Raw genomic sequence first — 16574 nt, forward strand, 5'->3', positions numbered from 1 at the left:
CTGCCGTTAGGCACTACTATCAATGACGGGTATGATAAAGCAAATTCTAGCCGACGACATGACGATTTGGGGAGTATATGCAGTATTGGGGAAAAGTACTCGGTGTCGCAATAGCACTTATTATGGGTGGTGGCTTCTGGGGTGTGGTTATCGGGTTGCTGATCGGTCATGCCATTGACAAGGTGCGCAGCCGCCGTCAGTCCTGGTTTTCTAACCAACAACAGCGCCAGTCATTGTTCTTTAGCACCACATTTGAAGTGATGGGCCACCTGACTAAGTCAAAAGGGCGCGTCACGGAAGCGGATATCCAGATAGCCTCACTATTAATGGATCGTATGCAGTTACACGGTGATGCGCGAAGTGCCGCACAGCATGCGTTCCGGGTGGGTAAAGAAAATGGTTACCCGCTGCGTGAAAAAATGCGTCAGCTACGCAGCGTATGTTTCGGGCGTTTTGACCTAATTCGGATGTTTCTTGAAATTCAAATTCAGGCGGCGTTTGCTGATGGTTCTCTGCATCCGAACGAGCGGGAAGTGTTGTACGTAATTGCCGAAGAACTCGGCATTTCACGAATGCAGTTCGACCAGTTCTTACGCATGATGGAAGGCGGGCAGCAATTCGGTGGTGGTTACAACCAATCGCAAGGTGGTTTCCAGCAACAACGTGGGCCAACGCTTGAAGATGCATGCAACGTACTGGGCGTCAAAAGTAGCGATGATGCCACTATCATTAAGCGCGCATACCGCAAATTAATGAGTGAACACCATCCCGACAAACTGGTCGCCAAAGGCTTGCCGCCAGAAATGATGGAGATGGCCAAACAGAAAGCGCAGGAAATTCAGAAAGCGTACGATCTGATCAAGACGGCAAAAGGGTTTAAGTAATAGAAGAGACCCTCACCCCGGCCCTCTCCCTCAGGGAGAGGGAGAAAACCGGACAATTCCCTCTCCTGTAGGAGAGGGTTAGGATGAGGGGATTTAGAAGTCAGCCGGAGCACGGAACGTCATCGGCGTGCCATATTCAGGGTGAGTGATAGTCAGCATTTCCGCATGGAGCTGCAAACGCGGCGCCATCGCTAGCGCTTCAGGTGACGCGTAAAAACGATCGCCCAGAATCGGGTGTCCCATTGCAAGCATATGGACGCGTAACTGATGCGAACGCCCGGTGATCGGTTTTAGCAGCACACGCGCGGTATTATCCGCCGCATACTCCAGCACCTGATATTCCGTCTGTGCCGCTTTGCCGGTTTCATAACACACTTTCTGTTTAGGCCTGTTTGGCCAGTCACAAATCAGCGGTAAATCTACCAGCCCCTCTTCCGGCTGAGGATGACCCCAAACCCGTGCCACATACTGTTTCTTCGGCTCACGTTCACGGAACTGACGCTTCAGCTCACGCTCAGCCGCTTTAGTCAGCGCAACGGCAATCACGCCGCTGGTGGCCATATCCAGGCGATGCACTGATTCCGCCAACGGGAAGTCGCGCTGAATGCGGGTCATCACGCTATCTTTGTGCTCATCCAGACGCCCCGGTACAGATAACAAGCCCGAAGGCTTGTTGACGACCATGATATGTTCGTCCTGATAAAGGATGACTAACCATGGCTCCAGTGGCGGGTTATAGGGTTCCATTAACATTATTGGTGTGTCACCACGATCAGACGCAATGCATCCAGGCGCCAGTTGGCTTGCGCAAGGCTTTCCAACACTTGTTGACGGTTGCTCTCGATAGCTTCGAGTTCATCGTCACGAATGTTTGGGTTGACCGCTTTCAGCGCTTCCAGACGGGAAAGCTCGGAACTCAGCTTCTCATCAGCTTCTTCACGAGCCGCTTTGATCAACACTTGTGCTGCGGCTTCCACTTTCTCTTCTGCCAATTGCAAAATAGCGTGGACATCTTGCTGTACCGCATTCACCAGCTTACTGCCGGTATGGCGATTCACCGTGCTGAGCTGGCGGTTAAAGCTTTCAAACTCCACCTGAGCGGCAAGGTTGGTGCCGTTTTTGTCCACCAACATACGCACTGGCGTTGGCGGCAGGAAGCGGTTGAGCTGCAATTGCTTCGGCGCTTTCGCCTCAACAACATAAATCAGCTCCAGCAGCAACGTGCCGACTGGCAACGCTTTGTTTTTCAACAAAGACAACGCACAGCTACCGGTGTCGCCAGACAGAATCAGATCCAAGCCGTTGCGGATGATCGGGTGTTCCCAGGTGACGAACTGTGCGTCTTCGCGAGACAACGCCACATCACGTTCAAACGTAATGGTGCAACCGTCTTCCGGAAGACCTGGGAAATCAGGCACCAGCATATGATCACCAGGGGTCAGCACCACCATGTTGTCGCCGCGGTCATCCTGATTAATGCCGACGATGTCGAATAAGTTCAGGGCAAAACTCACCAGGTTGGTGTCGTTATCCTGCTCCGAAATGGACTCAGCCAACGCTTGGGATTTCTCACCGCCGTTGGAGTGAATTTCTAGCAGGCGGTCACGGCCCTGCTCAAGCTGAATCTTCAGCGCATCATGCTGCTCACGGCATTGCTTAATCAGCGCATCGAAACCGTCGGTATTTTCCGGTGCTGCAAGATACTCAATCAGTTGCGGATACACGCTGTCGTAAATTGTGCGGCCAGTTGGGCAAGTATGTTCGAAAGCATCCAGGCCTTCATGGAACCACTTCACCAGTACGGATTGCGCGGTTTTCTCAAGATAAGGAACGTGGATCTGGATATCGTGCGCCTGGCCGATACGGTCCAGACGGCCAATACGCTGTTCCAGCAGATCCGGGTTAAACGGCAGATCGAACATCACCAGTTGGCTGGCGAACTGGAAGTTACGACCTTCGGAACCAATTTCGGAACACAACAGCACCTGAGCGCCAGTATCTTCTTCGGCAAACCATGCGGCTGCACGGTCACGCTCGATGATGGACATGCCTTCATGGAACACGGCGGCACGGATACCTTCGCGTTCACGCAGAACTTGTTCAAGTTGCAATGCTGTCGCGGCTTTGGCACAAATCACCAGCACCTTCTGAGAACGGTGGCTGGTCAGGTAACCCATCAGCCATTCAACACGCGGATCGAAGTTCCACCACGTGCCGCTATCGCCTTCAAATTCCTGATAAATCTGCTCCGGGTAGAGCATGTCGCGAGCGCGTTCTTCCACAGATTTACGCGCCGCCATAATGCCGGACACTTTAATCGCGGTTTGATACTGCATCGGCAGCGGCAAACGAATGGTATGCAGTTCGCGTTTCGGGAAACCTTTCACGCCATTACGGGTGTTACGGAACAACACACGGCTGGTGCCATGGCGGTCCATCAGCATGGAGATCAGCTCCTGGCGAGCCGCATCGCTACCTTCACGGTTACTGTTCGCGGTTTGCAGCAGCGGTTCAATATCCTGCTCGCCAATCAACTCACTCAACATATTGAGCTGATCGTTAGTCAGATGGTTACCCGCCAGCAGCAGTGCAACGGCATCAGCTACCGGGCGATAATGCTGCTGTTCTTCAACAAATTGCTCGAAATCGTGGAAACGGCTCGGGTCCAGCAAACGCAGACGCGCGAAGTGGCTTTCCATACCCAGCTGTTCCGGCGTTGCGGTTAACAGCAAGATACCCGGAACATGTTCAGCGAGCTGTTCTATCGCCTGGTATTCACGGCTTGGTGCCTTCTCGCTCCACACCAAATGGTGGGCTTCATCGACCACCATCAAATCCCATTCAGCTTCACAAAGGTGCTCAAGACGTTGCTTACTGCGGCGCACAAAATCCAGCGAACAGATAACCAGTTGTTCTGTTTCGAATGGGTTATCGCTGTCGTGCTGGGCTTCGGCATAACGCTCGTCATCAAAGAGAGCAAAACGCAGGTTAAAGCGGCGGAGCATTTCAACCAGCCATTGGTGTTGCAGGGTTTCCGGCACCACAATCAATACGCGCTCAGCACTGCCAGCCAGCAGTTGCTGGTGGAGAATCATCCCGGCTTCGATGGTTTTACCCAAACCTACTTCATCAGCCAGTAATACGCGCGGTGCATGGCGACGGCCAACATCGTGGGCGATGTTCAACTGGTGTGGAATCAGACTGGTGCGCATACCGCGCAGCCCGCTCCATGGTTGGCGATACTGTTCGCTTTGGTAGACGCGGGAACGGTAACGCAGAGCGAAACGATCCATCCTGTCAATTTGCCCGGCAAAAAGACGGTCTTGCGGCTTACTGAACACCAGTTTGCTGTCGAGGAAAACCTCACGCAGCATCGTACCGGTTTCTTCAGTGTCCAGACGCGTACCAATGTAGGCTAGTAAGCCGTTTTCTTCTTTAACTTCATCAACTTTTAGTTGCCAGCCTTCATGGCTGGTAATGGTGTCGCCTGGGTTAAACATCACACGGGTGATAGGCGAGTCATTTCTGGCATACAGGCGATTTTCACCGGTGGCAGGGTAGAGCAAGGTAACCATCCGTGGGTCTAAAGCGACCACAGTTCCCAGTCCCAGTTCGCTTTCGGTGTCGCTGATCCAACGTTGACCAAGTGTAAAAGGCATAAGATTTCGGCTCTATTATCAGTTACTAAGATTTGCAGGCAATAGCATAACGACCGCACAGAAAAGGGAGCGGTTGTCTAAAAGTAGATTTAAGGGTACTTCAGGAGGGCGCTATGGTACTGGAAGGGAGCGCATTCGTCACCGTCAAAATAGCCCTAATTGCCCTGTCATCAGTGTAGCAAAGTCATCTTCAAGGAAAGGTAAAATTCCTTCGGCCACCGGTTGGAGCTGGCGAGTCAGGTAATGATCATAGTCCAGAGGGGATTGCTGGTAATCCACTGGCTCAGGGCCGTTAGTGGTGATCACGTACTTGATAGTCCCACGGTTCTGATACTGTGGCGCGCGGCCAAGCCGTTGATTATGCTCATCTGCGAGGCGTGCAGCCCGCACATGCGGCGGTACATTTTTTTGATATTCACTTAGCGGACGACGCAGGCGTTTACGGTAAATCAATTGGTCATCCAGCTCACCCGCCATCAAACTGGCAATAGTTTCGCGGATATAATCCTGATACGGTTCGTTACGGAAAATCCGTAAATAAAGGGTTTTCTGGAATGCCTGCGCCAGTGGCGTCCAGTCAGTGCGTACAGTTTCCAGCCCTTTAAACACCATGCGTTGCCGATCATTTTCCTGAATCATCCCGGCATAGCGCTTTTTGGAGCCTTCAACGGTACCGCGAATCGTCGGCATTAAGAAGCGGCAAAAATGCGACTCAAATTCCAGTTCAAGCTTACTGTCTACCTGCTGCGTTTCTTGCAGATGCGCTTTCCACCACACATTGACATGCTCAACCAATTCGTTGCCGATACGCACAGCATCATCTTCTGAATGTGCTTTTTTTAGCCACACGAAAGTGGAATCTGTATCACCGTAAATCACGTCATAACCCTGAGATTCGATCAACGCCTTGGTTTGCAACATGATCTGATGCCCACGCATGGTGATCGACGAGGCCAGACGAGGATCAAAGAAACGGCAGGCACTGGTGCCTAACACGCCATAAAAAGCATTCATGATAATTTTCAGCGCTTGCGATAACGGCTTATTGCCATGACGTTTTGCCTCGTCACGGCCTGACCAGATTTGCCCGACGATGTCCGGCAGGCAATGTTTCGTTCTGGAAAAATGTGCCCCCAAAAAGCCGTCAACGGAATGCTCTGGTTCCGGGTGCGCCATACCTTCAACCAGGCCAACAGGATCGATAAGAAAAGTGCGAATAATCGACGGGTAAAGACTTTTGTAATCCAGTACTAATACCGAGTCGTAAAGACCCGGACGAGAGTCCATCACATAACCGCCGGGGCTGGCTTGCGGTGGCACTTCGCCAAGATTTGGGGCAACGTAACCGGCGCGGTGCATCCGTGGTATATAAAGATGACCAAAAGCGGCGACGGACCCGCCATGCCGGTCGAGCGGTAAGCCGTTAACGGTTGCCCGCTCGAGTAAAAATGGCATCAGTTCTGTTTTGTGAAAAATCCGCGTCACCAGTTCACAATCCTTCAGATTGTATTTCGCCAGTGCCGGCTTATCTTCGGCAAAACGGCGGTCAATTTCGTCCATTCGTTGCCACGGGTTATCAATCGCTTTGCCTTCGCCGAGCAGTTCGCGGGAAACGGTCTCCAGGGAGAACGATGAGAAATTCCAGAAGGCAGATCGCAGCGCTTCGATACCATCGATAATCACCCGTCCGGCGGCTTGTGCGAAAAACACACCTTGCTTGAAGCCATGCTCTCGCCATTCCAGCAAACTGTTCTCACGCCCAAGACGCAGCGGGACTTGATAGCGATCCGCCATTTTTTGCAATACACGCAAATCAAACTGCACGACATTCCAGCCGATCAGCACATCGGGATCGTGCTGTGCAAACCAGTTATTAAGCTTTTCAATCAGCAGCGGGCGGCTGGCGACATATTCCAGCGTAAAATCGAGCCCGCTGGCGTCACCATTTTCCGGACCAAGCATGTACACAACGCGCTGCCCGCACCCTTCAAGGCCGATGCAATACAGCTCGCCATGACGATTGGTTTCGATATCCAGCGACACCCATTTCAGCGGTGGGCGGTAGTCCGGTGCGGGTTTCAGCTTAGTATCAACCACCAGATTATTTTGCGACTCACCGCTAAACCAGACTGGCGCGGTAATAAAACGCTCCATAAGGAAGCGCTCTGGCGGACGAATATCGGCTTCATAAACCTTGACACCGCCATCGCGCAGCAGCTTCTCGATACGCATGAGTTGGCGATGCTGGCGGGTATAAAGGCCACAGACGGGCTGACGGTGAAAGTCTGTGAGGGGCAGCGGCGTGAGCCGGTACTGGCTTTCATTTGCGAGCAAGCGCATGGCTTCAGACTGTTGCGACTGAGGAATAAACGCGACCGATTCCTGGCGCGGCAGACGCACCTTAACCGGACCATCGTCTGTTGCCAGCCAAAAATCAACTTCAGTACCGAGCGGTGTATCTCGCCAATGTCGCGTTAGCAAAAAACCAGAGCGGGCTTGTGACACGCTGCATTCTCATCAAGAAAAAGTGGTCTGATTATAGACCACTTTAAGCAGGATTACTGATTTTATGTACAGCGGTTTACTGCCCGTAATAAGCCTTCGCACCATGTTTACGCAAATAATGTTTATCGAGCAGCGTTTGCTGCATATCGGATAATTCTGGTGCGAGTTGGCGGCAGAATATGCCCATATACGCCACTTCTTCCAGAACGATTGCGTTATGCACCGCATCGACCGGATCTTTGCCCCAGGCGAATGGGCCGTGGGAATGCACCAGCACGCCAGGCATTTGTGCGGCGTCGATTCCACGTTCGGCAAAGGTTTTTACGATCACTTCGCCGGTTTGCCACTCGTAATCACCATTGATCTCTTCATCAGTCATTTTGCGGGTGCAAGGAATGGTGCCGTAGAAGTAATCCGCGTGAGTGGTGCCGGTAGCGGGGATTGATTGCCCAGCCTGCGCCCAAATGGTCGCGTGGCGTGAATGGGTGTGGACAATGCCGCCGATGTGCGGAAATTGCAGGTACAGCAAACGGTGAGTCGGGGTGTCGGAAGACGGTTTTTTATTCCCTTCAATCACTTCACCGGTTTCGAGGCTCACCACTACCATATCTTCGGCGGTCATGATGCTGTAATCAACGCCGGAAGGTTTGATCACCAGCACGCCGCGTTCACGATCGACTGCGCTGACATTACCCCAGGTCAGCGTCACCAGATTATGTTTAGGTAGCGCGAGATTAGCTTCAAGTACCTGGCGTTTGAGTTGTTCTAACATATCGTTCTCCGGGATTTCCCCTCACCCTAACCCTCTCCCCAGGGAGAGGGGACTTTCTTTCCTCCCTCGCCCCTTTGGGGAGAGGGCCGGGGTGAGGGGCAAAACGCCTTAGCGTTTGAAGCTGTAATAAACCTCGTTCCAGCGCAGCGAATCTTTAAACGCAGGCAGGCGAGTGTCGTTATCAATCACCGTCAGCTCAACACCGTGCAGTTCGCTGAACAGGCGCATATCGTCAAGCGTCAGTGACTGGCTGAATACCGTGTGGTGCGCGCCGCCTGCCAGGATCCACGCTTCAGAAGCGGTTGGCAGGTCTGGTTGGGCTTTCCACAGCGCGTTGGCGACCGGCAGTTTCGGCAACTGATGCGGTGCTTCAACGGTATCAACACAGTTCACTAGCAGGCGGAAACGATCGCCGAGATCGATAAGGCTGGCGTTCAGCGCCGGGCCAGTTTTTGTGGAGAAGATCAGGCGTGCAGGATCTTCTTTGCCGCCGATCCCTAAGTGCTGCACATCAAGAATCGGTTTTTCTGCAATGGCGATCGACGGGCAAACTTCCAGCATGTGGGAGCCGAGCACCATATCGTTGCCATTTTCGAAGTGATAGGTGTAGTCCTCCATGAAAGAGGTGCCGCCTTCCAGACCCGTCGACATCACTTTCATGATGCGCAGCAGGGCAGCGGTTTTCCAGTCGCCTTCGCCTGCAAAGCCGTAGCCTTGCTGCATCAGGCGTTGCACTGCCAGACCCGGAAGCTGTTTCAGGCCGTGCAGGTCTTCAAAGGTGGTGGTAAAGGCGCTAAATCCGCCCTGTACGAGGAACTGTTTCATCCCCAATTCGATGCGTGCTGCATCAATCACATTCTGGCGTTTGTCGCCGTTGATTTGTGCAGCGGCGCTCAGGCGGTAGCTGCTTTCATACTCATCGACTAATGCGTTAACGTCACCGTCGCTGACGGCATTCACCACTTGCACCAGGTCGCCCACTGCATAAGTGTTCACCGCGAAACCAAACTTCATCTGCGCTGCTACTTTGTCGCCGTCAGTGACGGCAACTTCACGCATATTGTCGCCGAAACGCACCACTTTGAGTTGGCGAGTATCTTGTTTAGACACTGCCTGGCGCATCCACGAACCAATGCGTTGATGGGCTTGCGGATCCTGCCAGTGGCCGGTTACCACTGTGTGTTGCTGGCGCATACGAGCGCCGATAAAACCGAACTCGCGGCCGCCGTGCGCGGTCTGGTTCAGGTTCATAAAGTCCATATCAATGCTGCCCCATGGGATCTGCGCATTGAACTGGGTGTGGAATTGCAGCAGCGGCTTGGTGAGAATGCTCAGGCCATTGATCCACATTTTGGCAGGCGAGAAGGTATGCAGCCACACCACCATGCCCGCGCATTTATCGCTGTAACTCGCATCGCGGCAGATAGCGGTAATTTCGTCAGGCGTGGTTCCCAAAGGTTTCAGCACCAGTTTGCATGGCAGTTTGGCTTCTTTATTGAGTGCATTCACCACTTGCTCGGCGTGTTGATTCACCTGACGCAACGTTTCCGCGCCGTAAAGATGCTGGCTACCAATTACAAACCACACTTCATATTGTTCAAAAATGTTCATCGTTATGTCCTTAATGGGTCACTGTGGCCTGGGCTGCGGGAGTCACCGCTGCGGGGGCTGAAGGGAGATAATGTTGTTCGGCGCTAACAGCCCACTGCTGATAACGGCGGTAAAGTTGTTCAAAGCGTTCGGCGCGTTGCGGGATAGGCTGCAAGGTGTTTTCGATTTGGCTGGCCATCGCTTGTTGCGCGGTGGAAATATCCTCGTGAACGCCTGCGGCAACGGCGGCAAAAATGGCCGCGCCTAATGCACAACACTGATCCGAAGCGACGATCTGCAATGGGCGATTCAGCACGTCACAGCACACCTGCATGATCACGGGGGATTTACGGGCGATCCCGCCAAGCGCCATCACGTTGGTGACCGGGATCCCTTGTTCAGTGAAACACTCCATGATCGCGCGGGCACCAAATGCGGTAGCGGCAATCAGCCCGCCGAACAGCGCTGGTGCATCGGTGGCAAGGTTCAAATCGGTAATTACGCCTTTCAGACGCTGATTGGCATTTGGGGTGCGGCGGCCATTAAACCAGTCGAGCACCACTGGCAGATGTTCAAGTGAAGGGTTTTTCGCCCAGGCTTCTGTCAGTGCGGGCAGCAATTGCTTCTTGCTGGCATTAATTTGTTCACGCAGTTCAGGGTGCTGTTGCGCCAGTTGTTCCAGCGGCCAACCCAGTACGCGTCCAAACCAGGCGTAGATATCACCAAATGCCGATTGCCCGGCTTCAAGACCAATAAAATCGGGCACCACGCTGCCGTCGACTTGCCCACAAATTCCTTTCACTGCACGCTCGCCAACGGTCGGTTTGTCGGCAATCAAAATGTCGCAAGTCGAGGTGCCAATCACTTTCACCAGCGTGTTGGGCTGTGCACCCGCGCCAACGGCACCCATATGGCAGTCAAACGCACCACCGGAAATCACCACGTTTTGTGGCAGGCCAAGACGCTCAGACCATTCAGAGCAAAGCGTGCCGACCGGAATATCCGCAGTCCAGGTTTCGCTGAACATCGGGTAATCCAGATTCTGGTTAATCAACGGATCTAATTCATCAAAGAAACTGGCCGGAGGCAGGCCACCCCAGCTTTCATGCCACAAAGATTTATGCCCGGCACTACAGCGGCCACGGCGAATATCTTGCGGGCGAGTAGTGCCGGAAAGCAGCGCCGGAACCCAGTCACACAGTTCAATCCACGACACCGCAGCCTGTGCCACTTTTGGGTCAGCGCGGGTGACGTGCAGGATTTTTGCCCAGAACCATTCGCTGGAATAAATACCGCCGATGTAACGGGAATAGTCATTTTTCCCGGGCTGGTGGCACAAGCGAGTAATCGCTTCGGCTTCTTCAACGGCAGTGTGGTCTTTCCACAGCACAAACATGGCGTTGGGGTTGTCGGCAAACTCTGGCGTCAGCGCCAGAACATGGCCGTTAGCATCAATCGGCGCGGGAGTTGAGCCGGTGCTGTCGACGCCAATGCCACAAACTCGGGCGCGTTGTTCAGCGGTCAGTTCTGCGAGAACGGTTTTTACCGCCTGCTCCATGGATTCAATGTAATCCCGTGGATGGTGGCGAAATTGGTTATTGGCGGCATCGCAATATTGGCTTTCTTGCCAGCGCGGATACCATTCCACGCTTGTCGCCAGTTCGGCACCGCTTTCACAATCTACGGCTAAAGCGCGAACTGAATCACTGCCAAAATCGAGGCCCAGCGCAATCGACATTTTTTAACTCCCTGACCTGGTTATCTATGCAAATGACATTAGTTTTTATGCCGGAAAACAGTCAGGTCGTATTCGCTGAAGTTATGGAGAAATGTGCTGTGCCGTTGAGAAGTGTGACGCTCCGCAAATAATCGATGTGGACATTTCTGCTACTTTTATAAACACTTTGGTTATCTTCACAAAAGCCCTCGATTGCCAGGTAAAAAGCACCGGTTCAGGTAAGTTGCGGCTTTATGATGAAAATCTGACGGTTTACGGTTCAGACAGTGTTGTCCTGGCAAGGAATAGCACGGATATGGACAAATTGTTTCTGTGACTCAATTGAAAAGTGAGCTTATTGATGCCTGAATTGCAAAATGATCCCTTGTTGCCGGGGTACTCTTTTAACGCCCACTTAGTCGCCGGATTAACGCCGATAGAAGCTGAAGGGCCTTTGGATTTTTTCATCGACCGGCCATTAGGAATGAAAGGTTACATCCTGAATTTAACGGTGCGGGGTGAAGGGGTTATCAATAACCAGGGGAAAAACTATGTCTGCCGCCCTGGGGATATTCTGCTGTTTCCACCGGGGGAAGTGCACCACTATGGCCGCGCACCGGACAGCAAAGAGTGGTATCACCAGTGGGTTTACTTCCGCCCACGGGCTTATTGGCAGGAGTGGTTAAACTGGGATCCTATCTTCGCACACACCGGTTTTTTCCGCCCGGATGACGCCCACCAACAAAGTTTTTCCCAGTTGTTTGGGCAAATTATTGAAGCCGGACAGGCGGAAGGGCGCTATGCCGAATTGCTGGCGATTAACCTGTTAGAGCAACTACTGTTACGGCGCATGGAAGTGCTGAACGCATCACTCAATCCACCGCTGGATAACCGCGTCCGCGATGCCTGCCAGTACATCAGCGACCATCTGGCCGATCACCATTTTGATATTGCCAGCGTTGCGCAGCACGTCTGTTTGTCGCCGTCACGCTTGTCGCATTTGTTCCGCCAGCAACTGGGTGTCAGTGTGTTGAGCTGGCGTGAGGATCAACGCATTCTTCAGGCCAAATTGTTGCTGAGCACCACTCGTATGCCAATTGCCAGCGTAGGGCGTAATGTCGGTTTTGAAGATCAGCTCTATTTTTCGCGCGTCTTTAAGAAATGTACGGGTGCCAGCCCGAGTGAGTTTCGTGCAGGATGTGAATGATTACTATAATTGGGTCAAACAAAACTTGGCTTGACGCCTCTCATCACACTCAGGAGAATCGCCAACTCGTTACTTGACGGATGATTTATGGAAGCTTTGCTGGAACACTTTATTACTCAGTCAGTGGCATATTCGCTTTTTGCGGTGATGCTGGTGGCCTTCCTGGAATCACTGGCGCTGGTCGGACTTATCCTGCCGGGTACCGTAATGATGGCAGGCTTGGGTGCGCTAATTGGCGGCGGCCAGGTCGGTTTCTATAACGCCTGGGCTGCGGGGGTTGTCGGTTGCCTGTTGGGGGACTGGATTTCGTTCTGGCTGGGTGGGCGTTTCAAAGCGCCGTTGCATCGCTGGTCGTTTATGAAAAAGAACAAGGCGCTGCTGGATAAAACCGAACATGCGCTGCATCAGCACAGCATGTTTACCATCCTGGTTGGCCGCTTTGTTGGCCCGACGCGCCCGCTGGTACCCATGGTGGCGGGCATGTTAGACCTGCCGGTTTCTAAATTTATCGTGCCGAATATTATTGGCTGTATCTTCTGGCCGCCGATCTATTTTCTACCGGGGATTCTGGCGGGTGCGGCGATTGATATTCCTGCGGATATGCAAAGCGGCAGCTTTAAATGGCTGTTGTTGCTGGTGGCGTTGGTTATCTGGCTGGCGGCATGGTTGTGCTGGCGCTGGTGGCGAAGCGGTAAAGCGGGTCAGGATAGCTTGACCAAATATTTACCACGAGCGCGTTTGCACTGGCTGGCACCAGCCATAACGGCGCTGGCGATTGGTAGTTTTGTCGCGATTCAGATGCACCCGATGATGCCGATTTACCGTAGCATTTTATGGAAAGTGCTTACCGGGCAACATTAATTCCTAACATTTATCCCCAATAACGCAGATGCGCTGGCTTCTCCGCTCAATAAGGTCGCTGTGTCGCCATCCCAGGCGATACGGCCATCGACCACCACCAGGCTTCTTTCGGCTATCCGCGCCGCATCTTCAATACTGTGTGACACCATGATTAGCGTCAGTTGTTGCTGTCGGCATAAGTCATCAAGCAACTGGAGCATTTCCTGGCGCAGCGCCGGGTCGAGTGCCGAAAACGGTTCATCCAGCAGTAAAATAGGTTGTTCGCGCACCAGACAACGGGCGAGGGCGACACGTTGCCGCTGGCCGCCAGAAAGTTGCGACGGCAGGCGGTCGAGCAGTTCGCCGATCGCCATTTGCCCGGCAATCGTTTTCAGCCGTTCCTGTTGTGTGGCATTGAGCTTCAGGCCAGGATTCAACCCCAGGCCAATGTTTTGCCGCACCGTCAGATGCGTGAAAAGGTTGTTCTCCTGGAAGAGCATTGAAACCGGACGTTGCGCGGGAGCCGTGCGGGTATGGTCTTCGCCATGCAGCATAATCTGCCCGCTGGCGGGCGTCAGAAACCCGGCAATCAAACTGAGCAGCGTACTTTTCCCCGCGCCGCTAGGCCCCAGTACTGCAACGCGTTCTCCAGCGTGAATCTTCATCGAAAAACGCATCGGCAAATGGTGATAGAGCCAGGTTACATCAGTTAGCGTTAGCATTCCCTTCATCCTTCAAGTTGCAGGTGTGTTGGCTGCTTTCATTCATCCAGGTAACATAGTTTTCTATGTTCCCAGTCTTCATTCACTTGCCGCCTTCCTGCAACCCGAATCATTTTGGGAATAGCGTCCCGGAAGTTTTTCAATCAATGTGAATAAAGCAAAGCACAGTATCAGCAGGACAAGCGCGGTAACGGCACCATCCTGGCTGCGATATGAACCAATTTGTTGATAGAGATAAAACGGCAGCGTGCGGAAATCTTCATTGCCGAACAACGCCACCACGCCGAAATCACCAATCGACAGCACGCAGGCAAACGCCAGTGCTTGTGCCAGTGGGCGCTTGAGTGCACGCAACTCAATGTAACGCAGACGGTTTACGCCCGTAATGTTCAGCGACTGGCACAGCTTGTTGTAGCGTTCTGCGACATCTAACATTGGGTTTTCCAGCACTTTTAGCGCGTAGGGAATTGCCATCAACGCATTGGTGAAAATCACAATGCCATCGGCGGATTGCGGCAGGCCCACGGTGTTATTGAGCAGCAGGAAAAAGCCGGTCGCCAGCACGATACCCGGCATCGCCAGAATCAACATACCGCTGAGCTCCAGCGCCTGGCCTGCAAAAGCGCGGTTGCGCAGGCGCAATTCCCGCGAGCTCCACAGCAACATCACCGTGATGACCACGCTTATTAACCCAGCGCCAACCGCAATTCTTAACGAGGTAAATAATGCCTGCCACAGTACCGGTTGCGACAACACGCTGTTAAAGCCACTATTGATGCCATCAATGATTACTGCCAGCAGCGGCGGTAATAACAGCAAGAGAGCAAGGGTGATGAGTAGCCCGTCGCACAGTTTGCGGCGCAGGTTATCTTGCGGATCACGCCAGCTTTGCATTTGGCTGACGCCGGCTGAAATGGCTCTGCTCAGCCGCTGGCTCATCAGCACCAGACCCAAACAGCAAACCATCTGCACCATGGCGAGCAGAGCCGCCCGTGCGGGGTCGTAGTCGTAACTCAGCGCCTGGAAGATAGCCAGCTCGATAGTGGTCGCCTGCGGGCCGCCACCCAGCGATAGCACGGTGGCAAAGCTTGCGAAACAGAGCATAAAAATCAGTGCCGCAGCGGGCAGAATTTGGCGGCGCAACCACGGCCACTCGACAAAACGGAAGAAATTCCAGCCTTGCATGCCCAGTTGCGCAGCAACCTGGCGTTGTTCGTTGGGGATATTTTCCAGTGCCTGTAGCAGCAGGCGTGTCGCCATCGGTAAGTTGAAAAAGACGTGGGCCAGTAGAATGCCCTTCAGGCCGTAAGGCGAGAAACTCCATTCGATGCCAAGCCTTGCGCACAACACGGCCAGCCAGCCTTCGCGCCCATACACTGTCAGAATCCCGAATACCGCCACCAACACGGGCAGAACCAGCGTCATTGCGCACAGGCGTAACAGCGCAACGCGCCCGGGGAAGCGGCGGCGATACAGGGCGCGAGCGAGGAAAATAGCCGGGAACACGGAAAGGCTTGCTGAGAGAAACGCCTGCCAGAAAGAGAAACGCAGCACGTGCCACAAATAGCTATCCTGCACCAGCGCACGGATATCGGTTTGTGGCGCGTTAAACCACAACGCCATAAAAGCCGCCAGGGCTACGGCTACCACCAGTGTGGCGGCACATAGCCCTGGAATCAGCCAGCCGGGAATTAGCGACTGACGGCGCGTTGCCATTCGCTAATCCAGTTGGCGCGTTGTTTAGACACTTCTGCGGCGCTGTATTCCAGCGTGTTGTTCGGTTTGACCAGCCCGTTAAATCCTTCAGGCAATTTCACATCGGTCACCGGATACATCCAGTTGCCGGTGGCCACAGTGTTCTGGAAGCCCGGTGAAGTGATAAATTTCATGAATTTTTCAGCCAGTTCAGGCTGCTTGCTGGATGCCAGGCGTCCGGCCACTTCCACCTGTAAATAATGCCCTTCGCTAAAATTAGCCGCAGCATAGTTATCTTTTTTCTCTTCAATAATGTGATAAGCCGGAGAGGTGGTGTAGCTCATCACTAAATCGCCTTCACCTTTCAGGAACAGGCCATAAGCCTCGGACCAGCCTTTGGTGACGGTGACCGTTTTCTTCGCAAGCTTTGCCCAGGCTTCAGGCGTTTTATCGCCATACACTTTCTGCATCCACAGCAGCAGGCCCAGGCCTGGTGTGCTGGTGCGCGGGTCCTGATAAATCACTTTCCATTGTTGGTCACTTTCGACCAGTTCTTTCAGGCTTTTCGGTGGGTTTTTCAGTTTGTTTTTATCGTAGACGAAAGCGAAATAGCCGTAATCGAAGGGAACGAAAGTGTCGTTTGTCCAGCCGCCTGGGATCTTCAACGCGCTAATGTCTGTTTTGCTCGGCGCAAATAATTTAGTCTGCGCGGCAGCTTCCAGAAGGTTGTTATCCAGTCCCAGAACCACGTCAGCTTTGCTGTTTTTACCTTCCATCCGCAGGCGGTTGAGCAGCGAAACGCCATCTTCCAGCGCCACGAATTTCAGCTGGCAATTACAGTCAGCCTCAAAGGCTTTTTTCACCGCAGGCCCTGGCCCCCAGTCGGCAGCAAAGGAGTCGTAGGTATAAACAGTCAGCAGGGGTTTGGCAAAAACGGGGGCGGCGATCAGTGCCAGCAACGGCAGGAATTTTTTGAACACTTT

At 53.2% G+C, this 16574-nt stretch carries 12 protein-coding genes; 3 read left to right on the top strand and 9 right to left on the bottom strand.

Annotation, left to right across the window (positions count from 1 at the left end; translation table 11 throughout):
* Positions 1-77: 77 nt before the first annotated feature.
* Complete coding sequence (gene djlA / locus MNO13_RS03485) at positions 78-884, top strand: co-chaperone DjlA (RefSeq protein WP_064543487.1); 807 nt, start codon at positions 78-80, stop codon at positions 882-884.
* Positions 885-977: 93 nt separating this feature from the next.
* Here djlA and rluA read toward each other — a convergent pair whose 3' ends face one another.
* From rluA to araB, 6 genes are all read right to left on the bottom strand, one after another.
* On the bottom strand, positions 978-1637 hold the full coding sequence (gene rluA / locus MNO13_RS03490; RefSeq protein WP_133522230.1) for a bifunctional tRNA pseudouridine(32) synthase/23S rRNA pseudouridine(746) synthase RluA: 660 nt from the start codon (positions 1635-1637) through the stop codon (positions 978-980).
* The gene (rapA, locus tag MNO13_RS03495) at positions 1637-4543 is read right to left on the bottom strand and encodes an RNA polymerase-associated protein RapA (protein ID WP_133522229.1); all 2907 of its coding nucleotides are present in this window, start codon (positions 4541-4543) and stop codon (positions 1637-1639) included. The genes rluA and rapA overlap by 1 nt, the downstream gene beginning before the upstream one ends.
* A 144-nt stretch (positions 4544-4687) precedes the next feature.
* Entirely contained in the window at positions 4688-7048 is a 2361-nt protein-coding gene (polB, locus tag MNO13_RS03500) for a DNA polymerase II (protein WP_121814900.1), read from the bottom strand.
* Between the two features lie 76 nt (positions 7049-7124).
* Positions 7125-7820 carry an L-ribulose-5-phosphate 4-epimerase gene (araD, locus tag MNO13_RS03505; protein WP_133522227.1) on the bottom strand — a complete coding sequence of 232 codons (696 nt, stop codon included), beginning with the start codon at positions 7818-7820 and terminating at the stop codon, positions 7125-7127.
* 108 nt (positions 7821-7928) lie between these two features.
* Positions 7929-9431 carry an L-arabinose isomerase gene (gene araA / locus MNO13_RS03510; protein ID WP_133522226.1) on the bottom strand — a complete coding sequence of 501 codons (1503 nt, stop codon included), beginning with the start codon at positions 9429-9431 and terminating at the stop codon, positions 7929-7931.
* A gap of 10 nt (positions 9432-9441) precedes the next feature.
* Entirely contained in the window at positions 9442-11148 is a 1707-nt protein-coding gene (araB, locus tag MNO13_RS03515; RefSeq protein WP_241939533.1) for a ribulokinase, read from the bottom strand.
* 340 nt (positions 11149-11488) lie between these two features.
* On the opposite strand from araB, the gene araC reads away from it, so the two are divergent.
* Together araC and MNO13_RS03525 are read left to right on the top strand one after the other, a co-directional pair.
* On the top strand, positions 11489-12334 hold the full coding sequence (gene araC, locus MNO13_RS03520; protein ID WP_064543502.1) for an arabinose operon transcriptional regulator AraC: 846 nt from the start codon (positions 11489-11491) through the stop codon (positions 12332-12334).
* Between the two features lie 87 nt (positions 12335-12421).
* Entirely contained in the window at positions 12422-13195 is a 774-nt protein-coding gene (locus MNO13_RS03525) for a DedA family protein (RefSeq protein ID WP_064543504.1), read from the top strand.
* Here the strand turns inward: MNO13_RS03525 and thiQ are convergent.
* The 3 genes from thiQ to thiB all read right to left on the bottom strand — a co-directional run bounded on the left by thiQ (position 13192) and on the right by thiB (position 16571).
* A complete protein-coding gene (gene thiQ, locus MNO13_RS03530; RefSeq protein WP_064543506.1) occupies positions 13192-13896 on the bottom strand; it encodes a thiamine ABC transporter ATP-binding protein ThiQ in 705 nt (234 codons plus the stop codon). The two genes, MNO13_RS03525 and thiQ, sit on opposite strands and share 4 nt — an antisense overlap.
* Before the next feature lie 78 nt (positions 13897-13974).
* Positions 13975-15612 carry a thiamine/thiamine pyrophosphate ABC transporter permease ThiP gene (gene thiP / locus MNO13_RS03535; protein ID WP_121814904.1) on the bottom strand — a complete coding sequence of 546 codons (1638 nt, stop codon included), beginning with the start codon at positions 15610-15612 and terminating at the stop codon, positions 13975-13977.
* Positions 15588-16571: a thiamine ABC transporter substrate binding subunit gene (thiB, locus tag MNO13_RS03540; RefSeq protein WP_064543509.1), complete on the bottom strand. Its 984-nt coding sequence runs from the start codon at positions 16569-16571 to the stop codon at positions 15588-15590. The genes thiP and thiB overlap by 25 nt, the downstream gene beginning before the upstream one ends.
* Positions 16572-16574 lie beyond the last annotated feature (3 nt).

This window comes from Buttiauxella ferragutiae (genome assembly GCF_022637515.1).
Taxonomy (GTDB): domain Bacteria; phylum Pseudomonadota; class Gammaproteobacteria; order Enterobacterales; family Enterobacteriaceae; genus Buttiauxella; species Buttiauxella ferragutiae.

Excerpts from the sequence above, each read along its gene's own strand:
- djlA (WP_064543487.1), top strand. The coding sequence starts at position 78 with ATGCAGTATTGGGGAAAAGTACTCGGTGTCGCAATAGCACTTATTATG.
- rluA (WP_133522230.1), bottom strand. The coding sequence starts at position 1,637 with ATGTTAATGGAACCCTATAACCCGCCACTGGAGCCATGGTTAGTCATC.
- rapA (WP_133522229.1), bottom strand. The coding sequence starts at position 4,543 with ATGCCTTTTACACTTGGTCAACGTTGGATCAGCGACACCGAAAGCGAA.
- araD (WP_133522227.1), bottom strand. The coding sequence starts at position 7,820 with ATGTTAGAACAACTCAAACGCCAGGTACTTGAAGCTAATCTCGCGCTA.
- araA (WP_133522226.1), bottom strand. The coding sequence starts at position 9,431 with ATGAACATTTTTGAACAATATGAAGTGTGGTTTGTAATTGGTAGCCAG.
- araB (WP_241939533.1), bottom strand. The coding sequence starts at position 11,148 with ATGTCGATTGCGCTGGGCCTCGATTTTGGCAGTGATTCAGTTCGCGCT.
- araC (WP_064543502.1), top strand. The coding sequence starts at position 11,489 with ATGCCTGAATTGCAAAATGATCCCTTGTTGCCGGGGTACTCTTTTAAC.
- MNO13_RS03525 (WP_064543504.1), top strand. The coding sequence starts at position 12,422 with ATGGAAGCTTTGCTGGAACACTTTATTACTCAGTCAGTGGCATATTCG.
- thiQ (WP_064543506.1), bottom strand. The coding sequence starts at position 13,896 with ATGCTAACGCTAACTGATGTAACCTGGCTCTATCACCATTTGCCGATG.
- thiP (WP_121814904.1), bottom strand. The coding sequence starts at position 15,612 with ATGGCAACGCGCCGTCAGTCGCTAATTCCCGGCTGGCTGATTCCAGGG.